Origin of the sequence: Clostridium beijerinckii (assembly GCF_036699995.1) — a bacterium.
Taxonomy (GTDB): Bacteria; Bacillota; Clostridia; order Clostridiales; family Clostridiaceae; genus Clostridium; species Clostridium helianthi.
The window spans coordinates 3,588,536-3,607,988 of record NZ_CP144906.1 but is presented as its reverse complement, the minus strand read 5'-3'; the positions used below and the strand labels follow the sequence as shown (position 1 = coordinate 3,607,988).

At 28.4% G+C, this 19,453-nt stretch carries 22 protein-coding genes and 2 pseudogenes; 22 read left to right on the top strand and 2 right to left on the bottom strand.

What is annotated here, in order from left to right; translation table 11 throughout:
* The first annotated feature begins 72 nt into the window (after window positions 1-72).
* The 10 genes and pseudogenes from PZA12_RS16590 (at window position 73) to PZA12_RS16540 (ending at window position 10,307) form a co-directional block, all read left to right on the top strand.
* Entirely contained in the window at window positions 73-366 is a 294-nt protein-coding gene (locus tag PZA12_RS16590) for a hypothetical protein (RefSeq protein WP_103699278.1), read from the top strand.
* A gap of 587 nt (window positions 367-953) precedes the next feature.
* Window positions 954-1,949 carry a hypothetical protein gene (locus tag PZA12_RS16585; protein ID WP_103699277.1) on the top strand — a complete coding sequence of 332 codons (996 nt, stop codon included), beginning with the start codon at window positions 954-956 and terminating at the stop codon, window positions 1,947-1,949.
* 597 nt (window positions 1,950-2,546) lie between these two features.
* Window positions 2,547-3,212: a Type 1 glutamine amidotransferase-like domain-containing protein gene (locus PZA12_RS16580; protein ID WP_103699276.1), complete on the top strand. Its 666-nt coding sequence runs from the start codon at window positions 2,547-2,549 to the stop codon at window positions 3,210-3,212.
* A gap of 200 nt (window positions 3,213-3,412) precedes the next feature.
* Window positions 3,413-3,643, top strand: coding sequence for a hypothetical protein (locus PZA12_RS16575; protein WP_077839792.1), 231 nt, complete (start codon window positions 3,413-3,415; stop codon window positions 3,641-3,643).
* Window positions 3,644-3,984: 341 nt separating this feature from the next.
* Window positions 3,985-4,591, top strand: a pseudogene (locus PZA12_RS24975) (lactate utilization protein).
* 266 nt (window positions 4,592-4,857) lie between these two features.
* Window positions 4,858-5,745, top strand: a complete 888-nt coding sequence (locus tag PZA12_RS16560; RefSeq protein ID WP_103699233.1) for an alpha/beta fold hydrolase — start codon at window positions 4,858-4,860, stop codon at window positions 5,743-5,745.
* 680 nt (window positions 5,746-6,425) lie between these two features.
* Window positions 6,426-7,319 (top strand): TetR/AcrR family transcriptional regulator, encoded by an 894-nt coding sequence (locus PZA12_RS16555; protein ID WP_103699232.1) that lies wholly within the window; start codon window positions 6,426-6,428, stop codon window positions 7,317-7,319.
* Window positions 7,316-8,773, top strand: a complete 1,458-nt coding sequence (locus tag PZA12_RS16550; RefSeq protein ID WP_103699231.1) for an MDR family MFS transporter — start codon at window positions 7,316-7,318, stop codon at window positions 8,771-8,773. Before PZA12_RS16555 ends, PZA12_RS16550 begins: the two co-directional genes overlap by 4 nt.
* 637 nt (window positions 8,774-9,410) lie before the next feature.
* Complete coding sequence (locus PZA12_RS16545) at window positions 9,411-9,782, top strand: GNAT family N-acetyltransferase (RefSeq protein WP_206491030.1); 372 nt, start codon at window positions 9,411-9,413, stop codon at window positions 9,780-9,782.
* Window positions 9,783-9,920: 138 nt separating this feature from the next.
* On the top strand, window positions 9,921-10,307 hold the full coding sequence (locus tag PZA12_RS16540; protein ID WP_103699230.1) for a VOC family protein: 387 nt from the start codon (window positions 9,921-9,923) through the stop codon (window positions 10,305-10,307).
* Window positions 10,308-10,514: 207 nt separating this feature from the next.
* Here the strand turns inward: PZA12_RS16540 and PZA12_RS16535 are convergent, their stop codons facing one another.
* Window positions 10,515-11,144 carry a class I SAM-dependent methyltransferase gene (locus PZA12_RS16535; protein WP_103699229.1) on the bottom strand — a complete coding sequence of 210 codons (630 nt, stop codon included), beginning with the start codon at window positions 11,142-11,144 and terminating at the stop codon, window positions 10,515-10,517.
* Window positions 11,145-11,618: 474 nt separating this feature from the next.
* On the opposite strand from PZA12_RS16535, the gene PZA12_RS16530 reads away from it, so the two are divergent.
* The 12 genes and pseudogenes from PZA12_RS16530 to PZA12_RS16480 all read left to right on the top strand — a co-directional run bounded on the left by PZA12_RS16530 (window position 11,619) and on the right by PZA12_RS16480 (window position 17,718).
* Window positions 11,619-11,921, top strand: a complete 303-nt coding sequence (locus tag PZA12_RS16530; RefSeq protein ID WP_103699228.1) for a hypothetical protein — start codon at window positions 11,619-11,621, stop codon at window positions 11,919-11,921.
* Window positions 11,922-12,139: 218 nt separating this feature from the next.
* Entirely contained in the window at window positions 12,140-12,529 is a 390-nt protein-coding gene (locus PZA12_RS16525) for a hypothetical protein (protein WP_103699227.1), read from the top strand.
* Between the two features lie 67 nt (window positions 12,530-12,596).
* The gene (locus tag PZA12_RS16520; protein WP_209013967.1) at window positions 12,597-12,848 is read left to right on the top strand and encodes a GNAT family N-acetyltransferase; all 252 of its coding nucleotides are present in this window, start codon (window positions 12,597-12,599) and stop codon (window positions 12,846-12,848) included.
* Between the two features lie 103 nt (window positions 12,849-12,951).
* Window positions 12,952-13,560, top strand: a complete 609-nt coding sequence (locus PZA12_RS16515; protein WP_103699225.1) for a DJ-1/PfpI family protein — start codon at window positions 12,952-12,954, stop codon at window positions 13,558-13,560.
* Window positions 13,561-13,589: 29 nt separating this feature from the next.
* Complete coding sequence (locus PZA12_RS16510) at window positions 13,590-13,718, top strand: hypothetical protein (protein ID WP_264647257.1); 129 nt, start codon at window positions 13,590-13,592, stop codon at window positions 13,716-13,718.
* 476 nt (window positions 13,719-14,194) lie between these two features.
* Window positions 14,195-14,941: a GNAT family N-acetyltransferase gene (locus tag PZA12_RS16505; RefSeq protein ID WP_077839793.1), complete on the top strand. Its 747-nt coding sequence runs from the start codon at window positions 14,195-14,197 to the stop codon at window positions 14,939-14,941.
* 285 nt (window positions 14,942-15,226) lie between these two features.
* Entirely contained in the window at window positions 15,227-15,442 is a 216-nt protein-coding gene (locus tag PZA12_RS16500) for a hypothetical protein (protein ID WP_103699224.1), read from the top strand.
* Between the two features lie 269 nt (window positions 15,443-15,711).
* Window positions 15,712-15,888, top strand: a complete 177-nt coding sequence (locus PZA12_RS16495) for a hypothetical protein (RefSeq protein WP_181006044.1) — start codon at window positions 15,712-15,714, stop codon at window positions 15,886-15,888.
* An 81-nt stretch (window positions 15,889-15,969) separates the two neighbouring features.
* Entirely contained in the window at window positions 15,970-16,176 is a 207-nt protein-coding gene (locus PZA12_RS16490; RefSeq protein ID WP_103699223.1) for a hypothetical protein, read from the top strand.
* A 275-nt stretch (window positions 16,177-16,451) separates the two neighbouring features.
* Window positions 16,452-16,598 (top strand): annotated as a pseudogene (locus PZA12_RS24970) (IS1595 family transposase); the annotation flags it as partial.
* A gap of 103 nt (window positions 16,599-16,701) precedes the next feature.
* Entirely contained in the window at window positions 16,702-17,178 is a 477-nt protein-coding gene (locus tag PZA12_RS16485; RefSeq protein ID WP_077839791.1) for a GNAT family N-acetyltransferase, read from the top strand.
* Window positions 17,179-17,334: 156 nt separating this feature from the next.
* Window positions 17,335-17,718: a 1,4-dihydroxy-6-naphthoate synthase gene (locus PZA12_RS16480; protein ID WP_103699222.1), complete on the top strand. Its 384-nt coding sequence runs from the start codon at window positions 17,335-17,337 to the stop codon at window positions 17,716-17,718.
* A gap of 660 nt (window positions 17,719-18,378) precedes the next feature.
* Here PZA12_RS16480 and PZA12_RS16475 read toward each other — a convergent pair.
* Window positions 18,379-19,335 carry a LysR family transcriptional regulator gene (locus PZA12_RS16475; RefSeq protein WP_103699221.1) on the bottom strand — a complete coding sequence of 319 codons (957 nt, stop codon included), beginning with the start codon at window positions 19,333-19,335 and terminating at the stop codon, window positions 18,379-18,381.
* Window positions 19,336-19,453: the final 118 nt, after the last annotated feature.

Here is a 19,453-nt window from a genome sequence, read left to right as displayed (position 1 = left end):
TTTGGGAAAAATGTTATAATTAGGATGAGATGTTATTAATTTATTTTATTTATTGAGAGGAAGATTATTTTTATGAAAAGTTATTATTATTTTTTAGCACTTGCAACATATGTAATATCCTTTTTAATATGTTTTAATATCTGTTTAAAAGTAAATATAGAAAAATTTATACGTGGTAAAATAAGCAGAAGAGTTTGTTTGGTTATAATTGCTTTTTTATTTAGTATTGTTGGTTCTTTAGTCGTAGATGGTTTAAATATTGCAAGAGAATACAGATTTTTGATTGATGGCTTTTTTGTTTTTGGACCTGCCACAGCTCTTTTTGTTTGGGCATTGCCAGCAAAACTAAATCGTAATAGGCAATGAGTAACAATTAATACAAGTAAAGACTAAATTGAAATATTGCATGATCATCTAGAAGTTGCAATGTTTTTTTGAATGATTTAGACATAAGACACAATGTTCTTATATTAAGTATTATAGGTGGACAATCTAAGCTATAATTTTTTCAAACTATATTTCAACATAATATTAAAACACAGCCAAAATAAAAATACCAACATTTCAATTTAAGAAAAGTTGGTATTTTTATTTTGGCATGATAGTTGATATTAGAATGTCTAAATCACTTTGTTGGAGGCACAAAATTTTAGATGATATCAGAGCATATATGTGTACTGCAACTAAATATATTAGTAATTATATTAAGTGATTCAAATGGTTTAAAGTATTTTATAAAAATAAAGGAATAATAAAAGCTAAAAAATTATAGTTCAGTGTAATGTGTTACCTTCTACATTAGAATAAAAGGCCTAAAAATAGAGAGCGATACACGCATAGTGTGTGTAATATTTTGTAAGTAATGTTATAATAAGTGTTGTGTAACACTATAATCTAATACATAATAGTAAATTATTATGTATAAATAAAAAATGAAATTGAGGTAAGTGGAAATGAAAAATTTAAGTAAAATAATAGCGACTTCATTAGCAGTAACTTCGATACTTACATTAAATAAAATAGTCGCAAATGCAGAATGGAAACAGGATTCTAATGGATGGTGGAATACAGATGGTAGTTCATGGTCAATAGGTTGGAAAGAGATTGACGGAAAGTGGTACTACTTTGATAACAACGGATATATGAAAACAGGATGGCTGCAATATGGAGATAAGTGGTATTATTTATCTGCTAGTGGTGCTATGGCCCAAAATACAACAATTGATGGATATAACATAGGTTTTGATGGCGCATGGATTCAAGCTGAGCAAAGTAATACATCAAATTCAGAAAGTGGTGGAAAAATCACGACTATTGATGATTTCACGAGCATTTTGAAATTAAACGGATATAAATTAGAAATGAAGGATGCAGATGAAGATTTCTTACCAACTACAAGAAAAATAATAACGTTGGATAATGAGCAATTAGTCGTATATATATATAATAGCAATAGAGAAATGGAAAAGGATTCACTAAATATTGATAAAGATGGATTTGGATATACAATTACTGAACCATGGGGGGAAGAAAAATCAAAAAGTGCTAGTTGGAGTTCATATCCTCACTTCTTTAAAAAGGGAAATATTATTGTTCAGTATATTGGAAAGAATGAGAAAATCATTTCTGATTTAAAGAGCATTTTGGGAGAACAGTTTGCAGGAATTAAAGAATGTAGTGATATAAGTTCATCAGAACAAGATATTAGAGAAATTGCATTTAATCAATTAGATTCAGAAACCCAAAAGAAAGTAAAAGGAACATGGAAAGATAGCAAAATTTCTATAAAAACTATAACAGGAGGAGTTAGACTTACTGATGAGTCTTATTGGGGAAAGGATGCATATTGTGTTGAATTTATATTAGATGTTAATTATGTTCCTAATAATATTTTTGTGTTTATAGGAATGGATAATCATAAAATAATAGGATATGGGATTGTAGATTAGATAAAAATAGTTAATGCATTACATGTAGATTTAACTTAGTAGATTATGAAAATGTTCTTTGAAAATTGAATGGTGTGATATTTACAAAATATGCTATAATACTAAAAGAGGAATAGTAATTTGAGAGGAGGATTTAAATGAATATTGCCCTTTGGATTGCGATAGGTGCTACTTTTTTATGCATTTTTGTTGCTAACAATAAAAAAGGTAAGAAGAGATAAATTCCAATTCGTAGAGTTACTTATATATGTTATTATATCTGAAAATTTAATAGTAAATTAGAGTATCGTACTATTCATAAAACTAAGAATAGATTTACGATATTTTTTTATGCGCAATTCTAAAACAAAGGGGATTAAATTATGAAAGCATATAAGTGTAGCAAGTGTGCTCAATTGTATTACTTGGATGAAAGATTTAATCGCTCTATGGGAATCGATGCAAGAAAAATTATATAGAAAAAGGTAATACTGAACTTTCAAAAAAGAATTTTAAACCAATTAAAAAGCAATGGCATGAAAAGTTTAGTTAGGAATAGTTCGGCATACTAGTATAAAACATAGTAGTAATTGTTTTGAATTAATAAGGGGGATATTTATGGTAAATATGTTGTTTAGTTTATATAACTTTCATGAAAGTTGGGCAAAAGATATAGTATCGAAATATATAAATTCTAATGATAAAGTTTTAATAATACCATTTTCATTTGGCGAAAATATAAGTAGTGATAATGATTGGGAGAATGCCTATAGTAAGAATAATGGTAGATATTATGAAAGTATTGTTGCTCCATTTTTAAATCACGGAATTAAAGAAGAAAATATAAATTGGATAAATTATTTTAAAGATACAGAGGAAAATGCGAAAGTTAAAATAAAAAATGCTAACATAATATTTTTTACTGGTGGTCTGCCAGATAAAATGATGTTACGCCTTAAAGAATTTAATCTTATTGATGATATTGAAAATTTTACAGGTATCATTATTGGCAGTAGTGCAGGAGCAATGATTCAAATATCAGAATATCACATTACTCCAGATGAAGATTATAAAATATTTACATACAATACAGGACTAAATTTGATTAAGGATTTTGATATTGAAGTTCACTATAAAGAAACTGAAATTCAGAATAAATACATTAATAAGGTATTGGAAGAAAAAAGAGAGAAAGTATACGCAATCACAAATGCTGGTGGAATAATTATTGATAATGAAAAAATAACCTTATTAGGGAATATTAAAACATTTAGCAAGCAGTAATACACAATATGTAGATTTGACGTAGTAAATTATAAAAATGTTCTTTGAAAATTGAACAATGTAGATTTTACAAAATATGCTATAATTGATTCATAATAGTAAAATAGTTGAAGTAACTAAAACAGAAATGTTATAGAGCAAAAAAACTAAAAGGTGTGTAAAATGATGGAATAAATTGAAAATGAAAATGGGGGATAGAGATGAAATTTGCTACTATATTTATTGCAGTAATTCTTTTTATACCAATTGCATGTGTGATGTTATATACAATATTTTACCCAAGAGAAAGTGCATTATTTGGTAAGAAGTGGCAATTTAAAAATGAAAACCTTGAACCAAGTGACGAGGTAATAAAATATAATCGTATGGTCGGAATCATAGGATTAGTTATATCAATACTTATGTTAATATTTGTAATTGTAAAATATTAACATAAGTAACGCTACTAAAGAATATGTAATACTATTTTTGTTTAATACACAATCTTCATAAAATTATGAATTAATAAAAATAAATAGCAAATCGTAAAATCGTATTATTCAAGATTGGATTTACGATTTTTTTAATGCGGAATTCTATTAAAGTGCGTAGCACTCAATTTAGATAATGTTTTTACAAAATATGCTATAATAATATTAGTTCATATGAATCTATATTAATGCAGAATAGTAGATTATTGAGATGTAATGATACCTATTTAAATAATAAATAAATAGGTATTTGTTTATGAGAAGCACAAGAATATTTTAGTATGAATAGGAGCGACATAGTTATGGAATTTACAAAACTTAAAAATAGCCTCGAATGCTTAGGGTACAATGTAAGTGAATTTAGTCATGCAGATGAAGCAACAAAGTATTTGTCTAACCAAATGAGCAATAGAACTATTGGAATAGGAGGCTCAGTTACAGTAGAGGAAATGAAATTATATGATGCCCTAGTATCTCATAATGAGGTGTACTGGCATATGCGATTACCTGAAAACATGAGTGCTATGGACATAAGAAAGAAAGCAAACCTTACAGATATTTATATCTTCATCAGTAAATGGAATTGCCGAAACAGGAGAAATTATTAATATTGATAATACTGGAAATCGTGTATCTGCAATCAGTTTTGGACATGATAAAGTTTATTTAATTATTGGTGAAAATAAAATAGCTTCAAATTATGAGGATGCTTTAGACAGAGCAAGAAATATAGCAGCACCTCTTAATGCAAAACGTTTAGGAGTAAAAACTCCATGTGCGGTAAAAGGGGATAAATGTTACGACTGTAAAAGCCCACAGAGAATATGTAGAAATTTTTCTGTATTATATCGAAAACCTACAGGATGTGAATATGAAGTTGTTTTAATTCATGAAAAGCTTGGATATTAGATAGAAATATATGAATGAATTTTTGAATTTCAATTTATCGTTTAGTTAGCTCGCATTTTTCTTAAATTATGAATTAAAAAAATAAATATTAAATTGTGAAATCTTATTATTTAAGAGATTGAATTTATTATATTTTCAATGTGTAATACTACTATAAAACGTAATAGTGAATTAATGCTAAATAATGATCGTTTATTTACAAATTGATAAAAAGACGTTTTATAGTATTATATTAATAATAAAAATACAAAAGGGAGATGTATGCGATGGCACGCATAAATGCAAATGGAATACAAATTGAATATGAAATTTTTGGGGAGAAGACAAATCCTACTATAGTACTTATTGCAGGAAATGGTGCTCAGCTAAATTTTTGGGAACCAGATTTTTGTGAAATGCTTGCAAAGGAAAATTTACAAGTTATAAGATTTGATAATCGCGATGCGGGATTGTCTACAAAATTCGATGGGTTGGGTATTCCTGGTATGGAAATAATATACAAGTCAGTGCAAGAGGGAAAACCAATTAACGTCGCCTATACATTGGAAGATATGGCTGATGATGTGGCTGGCTTATTAGATGCGCTCAATATAAAGAAGGCTCACATCTGTGGTGCTTCTATGGGAGGCATGATTGCTCAGGTTTTTGCTTATAAACACCCTTCACGTATATATAGTTTAATTTCCATTATGTCATCTACAGGTAATCCAAACAATCCACAAATATCACCGGAAACATTGAAGATTGTTACAGCAACGCCACCAAATGGACGAGATGCATACATTGATTATACTTTAAGTATGTGGAGAAATCTTTGGAGCAAAGGGTTTCCTTTTGAAGAAGAACGTGCAATACGATATACTGAAGAAAGCTATGATCGTTCTTATTATCCACAAGGAGCTGTACGCCAAAATGCGGCGTTGGTTGCTAATGGAGATAGAAGACAACACCTTTCATTATTAACAGTTCCAACACTGGTGATTCATGGAACTGCAGATCCATTGTTTCCTGTTGAAGCAGGAAAAGATACAGCACGTACAATACCTAATGCTAAATTACTTTTGATTGAAGGAATGGGACATGATATGCCTAAAGGAACGTGGAAATGCATAGTTGAAGCTATTGCTAATCTAGTAAATGACACGTCTCATTAACATTAATTAGAAAAGATGCAACCATGTTTATTATGTAAGCAGTGAAGCAACTAAGCAACTTTTAGTTAATTCTGGTGTAAGTGAAAGCCAAATCATAGTAAGTGCTTAATTATAAACAATAACTAAGGCAAAATCAAAAAAATAAACAGTTTTATATTACACCAAAGCATTTGAGTTTATTCCAGAATTAATTCTTGTACAACCTGCATTTATAACAAATTCAATGTTTTGGCCATTTGCAATAGTTGGAACATTTATGGGGGTGATAGGGAGTATTATAGCTTTGAGAAAATTCTTAAATGTGTAGTTTAAGAAAGTTGAATAAATTGTTAAAAGTAAATAATAGTATTGAAATTTCGTGTTATGCAGACATGTATTGTGATTTTTTTAATACGTCATACTAAAATAAAATGTAATAGTAAGTTATTCTGAAGTAACAATAGTATATTTTAAGGTTAATTATAATATACTATTGTTACTTCAGTTGTTTGTTCGACGAAGCTCGCTAACAGCAAGCATATCCTCGACAATAATAATAAATATTGTCGAGGATTTTTTGCGTTTTGAGGAAAATAGACCTAGGGTGACAATAGTAACTTGATTTATATTAAAGAAAGAGTTATACTTAATAGTACTTTATGGTACTTCGTGGTACTGACAAGTTTTGAAGGGTGATTAATATGGATGAGAAACAAAAATTGATTATGGACGTAGCACAAGAATATTTTAATAGGAAAGGACTTCAATCTACCTCAATAGATGAGATTGTAAAAGTATGCAAGATATCAAAAGCAACTTTTTATAAATACTTTTCAACAAAGGAAGATTTAGCTAAAGAAATTTTTTCATATTCTAGTAAAAAGCTTCTAAGTAGTGCAAAAGCTATTGATAATAATCTTGAAATTGATGATAAAGAAAGATTAAAAAAGAAGATAATTCTTATATGGGAATATATACTTTATGACAGTCATCTTAACAGAGAAATAATAGAAAATTTTTCAGAAGATAAATCTAAGTCAATAAGCAAATTAAAAAAGATGAAAAAAAATGTAATATTAGATGAGTATTGCAAGAGTTTAATTATTGTATATGGAGAAGAAATAAAATCCATTGTGTGGGAACTCATATTTTTAATGGATAGTTTAATACATGAGTTTGTTTTAATCATGCGCATAAAAAATGAAAAATTTGAACCAGATTTTGTTGGAGATTATGTTATACGAATGATTGATATAACAATTGAAAAGCTAAAGGGTATAAAGCCTATGATTGATAAATCTGTTATTTATTGTTTAGAGGATAATGTAGATGATAATTTATACTCATCTGAAAAAGCACTTTTTCTTGAAACAATAAAAAAATTAAAAGAACTTATACAAAAAGATGCTGCTCTTGTTAGACAAAACAAGCTTATAGAAGCAACGAATAAGTTAGAGCAAGAAGCTAAAGCGGGATTATACGATTCTTTGATGATGGATGCATTGCTTTCATTTTTAGAGAAGGAAAAAGCATTAAAAGCAGAAGTTTCTATACTGAATAACTTAAAAAATAAACTAGGGGATGATGTTGAATGAATAAAATAGATAATATAGGTAAGAGAGAAAGAATTATAATTGTAGCTATTGTAATAGTAGGAGCGTTCTTAACTTCACTTAATCAGACTGTATTAACTTCTGCACTGCCAACTATGATGAAAGATTTTAATGTTGATGCCAGTATTGCACAGTGGTTAACTACAGTTTATTTACTAATTTTAGGGATAGTTATTCCAACTACTGCATTTTTAGTAAATAAAATTACTACAAGAAAATTATATATTTCAGCTATGGTGCTTTTTTTAATAGGATGTATTGTTTCTATATGCGCTCAAAATATTAGTGTTATGATAATTTCACGTATTATTCAAGCAATAGGAGCTGGAATTTTGGTACAATTGGTACAAGTCGTTATAATAAATGTATATCCCAAAGAAAGCAGAGGAGCAGCTATGGGGATATATATGCTTACCTTGGGATTTGGTACAGCAATTGGGCCTACATTTTCTGGATTTGTAATAGATTTTTTGGGATGGAGAAGTCTGTTTTATATGGTTTCTAGTATTTCTATTTTGGATATTGTAGTAGCAATGTTCTTATTAAGAAATGTTGGAGAAATAAAGAAAGATAGCAAGCTAGATTTTATATCTATTATTTTATCTACTTTAGGATTTGGAGGAATACTAACTGGTGTAAGTAATCAAGGAAGTTATGGATGGGAAAACCCTATTACTTATATTCCATTAGTAGTTGGAACAGTATCTCTTATTGTTTTTGTTTTAAGACAAGTTAAGATAGAAAATCCTTTATTAGAATTGAAAGTATTTAAAAGCAGAGATTTTACAGTTAGTACTATACTAATTTGTATTGCTTATGCAGGTATGATGTCAGCTACAATTTTACTTTCTATTTATGTTCAATCTTTACGTGGATATTCTGCAGTTATTTCTGGACTTGTAATGCTTCCTGGTTCTTTTTTATTTGCTATATTAAGCCCTGTAACTGGAAGAATTCTTGATAAATATGGGCCACGTGTTGTATGTATATTAGGTATGTTTTTGTTTTGCACAGGAACATTCGCTTTTTCATATTTAGGTGAAAATACATCATTAATTTATGTTTCAATTATGTTTTGTTTGAGAATGATAGGCTTGGTTTGTATTTTATCTCCACTTACAACATGGGGGATTAATTCACTTGGGAAAGAATATATTGCACATGGCACTGCAATTAGTAATACATTGCGTCAGGTATCAGGAGCTATTGGTTCTGCAATACTTATTACTCTTATGACAAATGCAGCTAAGATAAGTAACGCAGCCTCACCAAAAGCTGCGAGTATTCATGGAATGGATGTATCTTTTGAAATAGCTGCAATTTTAATGTCAGTTGCACTTATAGGAACAATTTTATATGTAAAAGATGACAGTAAAAAAGAAAATAGTATTAAATCAGATATTGAAGAATATGAAGAATGTGAAGAAGCTATATAAATTTTTCTTAAATAGATGATAATAATTTATAAAACAGAGACAAATTATTAGAGTTATTATTAACTCTGAAACAAACAGAAATATGAAGACAAGTAAAGGTATTGGGTTAGGAACCTCAATTGATGATGTGACTAACTATTTATTACAAGAGAACTGAGGAACAAATTCCTATCTCGCCAGTAATTGGATATGTAGATCATGAAAAAAAGGTAACAATTGAATTTTGGAATGCAGAAAATACCAACAACAATTAATATTATTGTTGAAATTATGCTTACAAAAAGAGGAGCAACGGCTATATTCCAGCCACTTCTATAGATATATAAATATCCTATTTCCAGGCCTAATGCAGATATCCCTAGTACATAACTTGCCCAATTTAATTCAAACTTACCATGTGACAATGATATGGTAAGTTTTGCTTTATATCTATATAATATGGGTATAGAATAATTAAAAAACTAAAAGGGAGATTGATTATGAATAAAAATTTTGAAATTACGGAAATAACACAAATTTCAGATGATCTTTTGCAGGAGCTCTCACTTCTACTGATAAACGTAGTTGAAGGGGGGCATCAGTTGGTTTTTTACCACCATTAAGCATAGAAGATGCAAAAAAATATTGGAGAGGGGTATTGACGACAGGAGTTGTGCTTTGGATTGCACAAGTAAGAGGAAGAATACTTGGTACTGTGCAATTACACTTATGTCAAAAACAAAATGGAACACATCGTGCAGAAATTGCAAAACTTATGGTACATTCTGATTCCAGAAGAGAAGGATTAGGCAAGTGCTTAATGGAGAATGCAGAGAAAAAAGCAAAGGCTGAACAGCGAAGTCTTATGACATTAGATACAAGAGCAGGTGATTCTTCAAACTTGTTATATAAGTCTATTGGCTGCATCGAGGTGGGGCGAATACCTAAATATGCAAGATCTGATAATACGAAACTGTTTTTTATTATAAGCAAATGTAATTTAGCTATAATAACCCATTGCATGAGATGAAAAAATAATTAGCAGGTGTGAATATCAAATTATTATTAATGGGTTTGTGATATTTTTGGGTTACATATATACTAAAATAAAACGTAATGGTAAAATAAAATGAACTATATGTTAAATTAAGAGAGGGGAAAATATACGATGAAAGCACAAATTAATCTTATTACTATTTGGACAAATGATATAGATAAAATGAAAGATTTCTATAATCAAGTTCTCGGATTTAGAATTGAAAATGATCTTGGTAATTATGTTGAATTTGAAAATGATGGAGTAAGGTTTGCTATTTGTATGAGAGATGTTATGTATGTGTATAGTGACGAATATAGGAAAGAGTCATTTGGACAGGGATTTGAACTTGCTTTCCCATGTGAAAGTCCTAATGATGTTGATGAATCATTTAAGACATTAATTTCTAAGGGGGCAACTTCTGTTCACGAGCCACAAGATATGCCTTGGAATCAAAGAACAGCATTATTTGCTGATCCAGATGGAAATATACATGAAATTTTTGCAGAAATTAAATAGTATGTAGTTTTATTGCATTGAGTGTCATAGGTGGACAATCTCACTTGTGATTTTTAGGCCACATATAAACGTCATATTAAAACATAGGCAAAATAAAAATACCAACATTTCAATTTAAGAAAAGTCAGTATTTTTATTTTTGTCATAATAGTTTGCTAACACACTACATCATTTTATTGTAAGCATAAAAGTTTAGCTTTATCAGCTTTATATTTCCTTTCTGCATTTGATCATTAAAAAGTTTACTGGAGGTTTATCTGGATTATCCTTATATATGTCATCAATTTCTACAAAGTCTATAAGACCATAATTTCCGAATTCTTTCTCTATAGACTTAGAATTATAGAAAAACAGTTTTACCCCATACGTTGTTTCATAATAATTTTCAGCAAGCTTCGTGCCATTGCCGTACATTGGAGCCTTTTCCGAAACGGCTGTAAAAACCATATATCCACCTGGTTTTAAATGGTTATAGCAATCATTAATAAACTTTTTCCTTTCAGCTTCATTTAACAAATGAATAAGTGCAAAACTGGCTACACCATCATAGAGTTTATTTTCAAAAGGCATATCTGATACTGATCCATGATAAATTTTATTATTAATTCCATTTTCTCTTGCTATATTAATTGCTGTTTGAGAAATTTCGATTCCTGTAACATCCATGTTATTATCGACAAATGGTTTTATATTTCTTCCATATCCAACACCTGGTATTAAGATATCTTTCAGATTATTTTCAGCAAAGTAATCTGCAACTACAATTGCAGTGCTTGATGGCTCAAAACCCCACATTGCTTGCTTTTCTGAAAAACTTTTTTCCCAAAACTCTGACATATAAACATCTCCTTTAAAATTTTTTTTATAACTTTATTATTAATATAAATCTTATTTTTAGAGCGAAGATTATTTAAGTTATTTATAACCTAAATATAATTGTTTTAATCAAATACATTACAGACTGTATTTATCTATAATATATCCGTTTATACTTTTAGTCAATACTTATTAATGGTTAAGTAAATTTTATTATGTTTTTATGGAAAACTATAAACTTTATGGTTCAAAGTAATGTACAGCATTAATATATGAGGATAAAAGACTTAAAATATAGAGCAGATATATGCATTGTGTGTGTAATATTTTGTAAATAATGCTATAATAAGTGTTATATAAGTTGTAATTTAATGGATAATAGTAAATTATGAGGTAGTAAATAAAAAAACGTACATTTTAATATTTGGAGAATATGTTATAATTGGAATACAATGTTATTAGATTATTTTATTTATTGAAAGGAAAATTGTTTTTATGAAAAGTTATTATTATTTTTTAGCACTTGCAACATATGTAGTATCCTTTTTAATATGTTTTAATATCTGCTTAAAAGTAGATATAGAAAAATTTATACGTGGTAAAATAATCAGAAGAGTTGGTTTGGTTATAATTGCTTTTTTATTTAGTATTGTTGGTTCTTTAATGATAGATTGTTTAAATATTGCAAAAGAATACAGATCTTCGATTGATGGCTTTTTTGTTTTTGGACCAGCTACAGCCCTTTTTGTTTGCGCATTGCCAGCAAAACTAAATCGCATTAATAGAAGTAAAGAATAAATTGAATTGTATATCATGATCCAGAAGTTGCAATGTTTCTGTGTATAATATAGATGTAATACACAATATTTTTTTATCATGAATCAATAAAATTAAATAGCAAATTTTAAAAATTGCATTATTCAAGAGAGTGAATATGCGATTTTTTTAGTACTCAATTCTAAAATAAAATGTAATAGTAAATTATTATGAATTAACGTTAGGAGAAGAATATTTTTATGAAAATAACATTTGAAAAATTAAGTAACCTTTCTCTAATATATATTAAATTAAAAGAGTCTAATGTCAAAGTCAAGACAATTCAGGATACCCTGTGTGAGCTATTATTTGATAAAGATAACAAATGGATAGGTATAAATATTTTTAATGAAAGCAAGTGCTGTGGTGAGTTCATCCTTCCTAAGGTAAAGAGTGTAGGAAACATAAATATTCAGCAGACTGATGAAATGGTAACAATATTATTTAATGAAATGACTAATACATACAGTAAGAGAGAAGAGCTATGCAATGTTGATTATAATGAAAATGAATTTTTAGGAATTGAACTTATACTTAAAGACTTTAATTGCAACACAGAAGTGATAGAGGCATTTACGATATTTCGTTAAATGTATAAGTATTTATAAATAGCATATAAAGTTTATATTAAATGAAAAGCAGGTAATTAGTGTTATTTTGAGTGGGCATTATGAGAGAAGAGGTTCTATATATCATACAGCAGTTAGTAATACTGTCCGTAAACAAGTAATAAGCACAAAATTAGTAAATACAGCAATTCAGGCATTAAAAGAGCAAGGAATTAATGAGGTTGCTTTGGTAGCTTTTGAAACAAATGAATTAGGAAATTCCTTTTGGGAATCACAAGAATTTGAAGAGAGAGATGATTTAGTATATAGAAATAAGAGCCTTAATGATATTAATGTTTAATTATAAAAAATAAGTATTATTTAGTTGCGGGCCGCACTTTTAAAATTAAGAATAATTAATGATGTGAGCTGTTTCTAAAACTATAAAAAGGGGAGTTGATAACATGAATTATAGAGTTGATATACTTTTATTTGATGAATTTGAAACACTGGATGTATTTGGTCCTGTTGAAATATTTGGACGATTACCGGATATTTTTAAATTGAATTTTATATCGGTTGATGGTGGAATTATTGAAAGTTCTCAAAAAGTGAGAGTTGATACTAATTTATATACAAGAGACAATCATACTTTGAAAATTTTATTTGTACCAGGTGGAAGTGGTACAAGAGAAAAAATTAATGACGATGATTTTATAAACTTCATTGAAAATATGTCCAAAGAATCAAAATACATAATTAGTGTATGCACAGGTTCAGCTTTACTTGCTAAAGCAGGAATTTTAAATGGAAGAAGAGCAACATCAAATAAAAGAGCATTTAAATGGGTTACAGAACAAAATGAAGCTGTACTATGGGTAAAAGAAGCAAGATGGGTAAAGGATGGCAACATATATACATCTTCTGGGGTATCCGCAGGAATTGATATGGCATTGGGTTTGATAGAAGACTTAATAGGAAAAGAAAAAGCATTAGAGATTAGTCAAAGTATTGAATATTCATGGAATGAAAATAGCAGCTATGATCCATTTTTTAAAAATATGAATGATTAAATAAAAAGTTGTAGAAGAGAGGGATTTCAATGGGAACAGTTATAGGTGTGATTTTTGTATTGATAATGATAATAATTGGGATGATTTTCGGAAGGCTAGCACAATTCATAGGTATCATTACTAAAGGAATTGCCAAGTTTTTTAAAAAATTATTTTAAATATGGCATACCTGTAATTAAAGTTAGGAGCAATGATCTATAAAGGAGAGTGTGAAAATGACTGCATACGAAAATAGTTTAAATATTATCTCATTAAAATACCAACATTTCAATTTAAGAAAAGTTGGTATTTTTATTTTAGCCCTGATGTTGGCATCAGCATATCTAAATTATTTGATTGGAAGTACAAAATTTTAGGAGTTATCAGAAAATATATGGGGATTGGTAGTGTGGTTCAAATGACTTAAAGTATTTCATATAAATAAAGATATAACAAAAGCTAAAAACTTTATGGCTCAAAGTAAGCGTTACCTTTATACATTAGAATAAAAGACTTAAAGATATAAAGCATATAGATGCATTGTGCGTGTAATATTTTGTAAATAATGTTATAATAAGTGCTGTATAAAACTTCCTGATGAATAATAGTAAATAAGCGTGAATTAGCGATTATTAAAAAATAAGAGGTAATAATTATGTATACAAAAACTGAAATTATACGAATTGCGAAGGAGCAATTAGCACTTGATTATAATTGCCAAGTGTCTGATTTTGCAAAAGAAAAAAATACAATAGTGAATAACAAACTTATTGATGGCAGACGAATTTATGAAAATGATGGATGCTTTTTTAAAGTACTTTGTTTTGGTGGCAAGGCAATTATAAGAACTTCACCTACAATAATGCTTTGGTGTGAAGAAAAACTTGTAGATAGAAATGGTGCATGGTTTTTTTTATGTTCAAATCTACGTGAAATTGACAATAAGTTGCAAGAATTTGGACATGAGATAGCAGATATCCATCACTACTATCTACCAAATCTAAATGAGTTATGTGTAGAACCTATTACTAATGTAAAATGGTATGAGCATGAAGAACTTTTGCAATTTGAAAATGATAATAGATTTAATGAAGCACTTGGTTTTGATAAAAAACATCCAGATGTACTTGGAGTTGCCGCATTTGATGGAGATAACATAATGGGTATGGCAGGTGCTAGTTCAGATAGCAAAACTATGTGGCAAATTGGCATTGATGTTTTACCTAAGTATAGAGGTAAAGGTATTGGTGCAAACTTAGTTGGACTTTTAAAAAATGAGATTTTGAAACGAGGGAAAATACCGTTTTATGGAACAGTGCAATCACATTTTCATTCACAGAATATTGCTATCAATGCTGGATTTTTTCCAGCATGGGCAGAACTTTATTCAAAGAGCAAATAGCAAAGAAGATAAAGAACATTAAAGAAAATAACCTAATTATTAAGTACAGTTAATGCACATTGCTCTTAAATTATGAATCAATAAAATTAAATAACAGACTGTAAAATCGTATTATTTATTAGATTGAATTTATGAGTTTTTAGTGAGCAATTTGTAGATTTGACGTAGTAAATAAAAAGTTGTTCTTTGAAAATTGAATAATGTGATGTTTACAATATATATTATAATTGATACATGATAGTAAATTATCATCAATTAATATACTTATTAAAGGAGTGCTGAAATATGGAATTTAAGAGGACATTGGTTAAATATATCGAAGGTAAAAATTCGGATGGTGATAACATTGCAGGTGCTATTGTTAGTGTATTTAATAAAGAGATTATAATTGGAGTAACGGAAAAGCATGGCGGCGATGCGGAGGTAAGTCTGAACATAGAAATGGCTAAGGAACTTGTAAATGCTATTAACTCAGCAATAAAACTTACTGATAATAGATAATGTTGTTTCACAATATGAGTTGTGTATCAATAAAAATAAATAGTAAATTGTAAAATCGCATTATTCAAGAGATTTAATTTGCGATTTTTTTACTACTCAATTCTACTAAAGTGCGTAGCAGTTAATTAATATAATGTTCTTTTAAAATTGAATAATACGATGTTTACAAAATATGTTATAATAGTAAGCAATGATGTAATACTTAGAATTTATGAGTATTGCACTAGTATAAATAATTACGAACACATATGGTTGAGAGGTGAACCTTTATGATCTTAGAACATAGATTAGGGGAATCAATTTTATTTACTATTGCATTTGGTGCAATTTCTGGCGTTATTTTAGGAATTACCAAAATAGAAATGCATATTTGGGGATATGCAATTTTGGGAGGAACTTTAGTATCGATATTGACTGGTATACATATCTGCGGCAATAAAAAATAAACAGTACCAATTTTGTTATAAGACGTAACAGTAAATTTTTATGCAACATAGTAAATTGAGCGAATTATAGGAGGGAATTAAATGAGTAGAAAAAATTATGTGAATATCTTGACAGTTATATTAACGTTTATAATTGCTCACATTATTTATAACTTAACAGGATTTCATTATAATTTTTCTGAAGGAATATTAAATTTAAAATTATTAATTGATTTGGGATTATGGCTGCTAATATACGTACCAGTTAATATAATTCTTGATAAAATATTATTGTCCAAAGGAAAATGATTTAATAAAGGTCATAGTCATTATAATAAAATAAAAAGATACTAGTTCACAATTTTCTTATATTTAGTATTATAGTGGACAATCTCATATATAATTTTTTAGTATATATTTTAACATCGCATTAAAATACAGCCAAAATAAAAATACCAACATTTCAATTTAAGAAAAGTTGGTATTTTTATTTTGGCCCTGATAGCTTATATTAGAATATCTACATCGTTTTTTATGTACAAAATTTTAGGACATATAAGAGCGAGCATATGTGGGCATTGGTAGTGTGGTTCAAATGGCCTCAAATATTTGATAAATATAAAGATGTAATAAGGGCTAAAAACTTTATAATTTAAGGTAACGTAGCACATTCATATATGAAAATAAAAGATTTAAAAAATAGAAAGCAAATGTATGTAAAGTGTGTGTGATATTTTGGAAGTAATGTTATAATAAGTTTTATATAAACTATAATCTAATAAAAAATAATAATTTATTGCCAAAGAATATATTCTAATAGGGAGAGATGTCATTATGGAGATAAAGCTAATATCAAATGAAAACAGAAGGCAAATAAATCAATTTATTATTTCTCATTGGTTTTCAACAGATATGGTGATTAGAGGAAAAGTATTTGATATGACAATATTAGATGGTTATGCTGCATATGAAAATGAAAAAATTATTGGATTAATAACATATAGAATAGAAGACAATGAATGCGAAATTATGTCTTTAGATAGTTTAATAGAGAAACAAGGTATTGGAAGTACTCTTTTAAGCAAAGCCGTTAAAAGAGCAAAGGAAAATAAATGCAAAAAAATCAAACTAATTACAACAAATGACAATATAAATGCTATAAGGTTTTATCAAAAAAGAGGATTCGATATGGCAAAGTTATATCATAATGCAGTTGATATTTCAAGAAAGTTAAAACCATCAATTCCTTTGATTGGAGACTTTAATATACCTCTAAAACACGAAATTGAATTTCAGATGTATTTGTCTTAGAGGTATATTATGCAAATAAGAACTTTACAATGTTCATATATGACAAATTATCAACGAGGTTGTTAGCATATTGCACAAAGAATAATTTAAAAAGAAAAGAGGGGGCTTTTAGTGAGAGTTTAGCTCTTATGTATAATGTCTCACTAAATACAAAATATGAATAACTATGAAAATTTATTTTGCAAAGTATTTATTGATACTAATGAAGAGAGGCTTAGTTTATTAAGATCTATTAAAGATGTTGTGTCGGGAACTACAGAAAGATGGACAATCGCTTCAAATTCAATGGAATTGGAATTAAGAAAAAATGATGATTTCAATGAATCGTTAAGATTTGAAAAACAAGATGGATTTCTATACTCAAGGTATTACATTGAAATAGAACCTATAGCTGATATTAAACAAGAGCAATATATTTCAAGTGTATCAATGTTATTAGAAAATTTATGGGCATTAGGATATAAAGCTGTAGCAGCCTGCGATTTTGAAAATGAGCTGCCAAGAAAAGGCGGCTATAGATATGAAATAAATACACAATAAAATAACAAGATCATTGTTACTTAATATATAGTTGGATAAATAATAGTAATTGTAGTAATTATAGTAATCTAGGCATAAGAATCTTAATATGGGAGTGAATTAAATGGGTACGGCAATAATAATTATAGTAGGTCTTTTTTTTATTTTGGGTATACCAGTTATTTTATTGATAGATTCTAAATATAAAGAAAAACGTAATTTTCAATGTACAAAATGTTTTTATTAATTTGATATTTTTGAAAATCAAATTAATAGTTATAGAATTAATGGGAAATTACATGTGAAATGTCCTAAATGTGGGGAATATTCCGCTGTAAAAATGATAAAAAAAGAATAACAACCATCTACGTACGTTAAATAATTACAAACTAGATTTATACTATAAAATATATCTCAACTAGAAAACAGAAACATTTTTATGCATCAGGCATTTGAAAATGAGCTGTTAAAAGTTATTAATTGTAGGTTGTTCCACTAATGCTTGTCACAATGGAATTTGGAGCAAGCATTAGTGATGCAATCTGCAATTTAGCACTTTCAGCGAAATTTTCATAGTCCTGAGAAATAACAATGTTTCTGCTTTCGGTAAGTTACCACATAAATATATGCTATATCAGAAACAACAGAGTATCTGTCCTTTCGATAATTTATCATATAATTTTAAGTTATATCTTCATTCGCTTTAGGTATAGCCATTTTTAAGAACTCTTCCATTGCTCGTGTGAAGTATTTTCCCTTTTTGGTGTAGAAATATACGTTACGGCAAATGCTATCCTCATTCAGCTTATAATAGATTACGTTAGGGTCAGGTTTTGTATATCTTATAAGGGTATCACTTAAAAAGCTGATGCCCATTCCATAGCAGGTAAGGTTGTATGACGTAACTAACTGGTCTAATTTTAAAATCACATTTGGTGAAAAGTTATGATGTTGACATATCTTCTCAGCACGTTTTCGTGTATCATTTCCAGATCTTAAAAATAGAAATGGTTCATCTTTAAATAGTTCCAAAGGAACACTAGGTGTAGATGAATCAAGATGTTTATTATTTATTATGTCATGAGCAGTTAATTGATAATTTATGGTTTTACTATTGACTTCAAATTTCTTTGGAACAGCTAAAAGCAAGTTTTCATTACAGTACTTATGTCTAGAATATATATTTTCGTTAAACTCATAATTATCTATAACAAGATCTAAAGCACCAGAGAAGAGTTGCTGTTCTAAAAGTGCAGTATTAGCTTCAACCATATGAATAGAAACAAGTGGGAATTTTTCTCTAAAATCTGTGATTATAGGAGGAAGAATATAAGATGCAAAAAGATTACTTCCGCCTATGGCTATATTTCCAGTACGTAACTCGTTCATATTGCTTAAGAAATTCTCGAATCCATTTTGAATATCAAGAATCTTTTCTATACATTTTACATACTCCTGTCCACAAGGAGTTAATTGAATTGGATTTGTACTTCGGTCAAACAAAGGAAAACCTACACGCTCTTCTATCTTTTTTATAGTTGCACTAAGGGAGGGCTGAGAAATATACAGGTTTTGAGCGGCTTTTGAAAAACTTCTTTCCTTGTTAACCTCATACACATATTCCATACCTTTAAACATAAATAACCTCCACATATAAATAAAAATCTATAATACTTATATTATTATATGTATTTGATTATATTGTAGAGGACACTTATAATGAAGTCAACAGATGAATTAGAAGAATTTGATAATA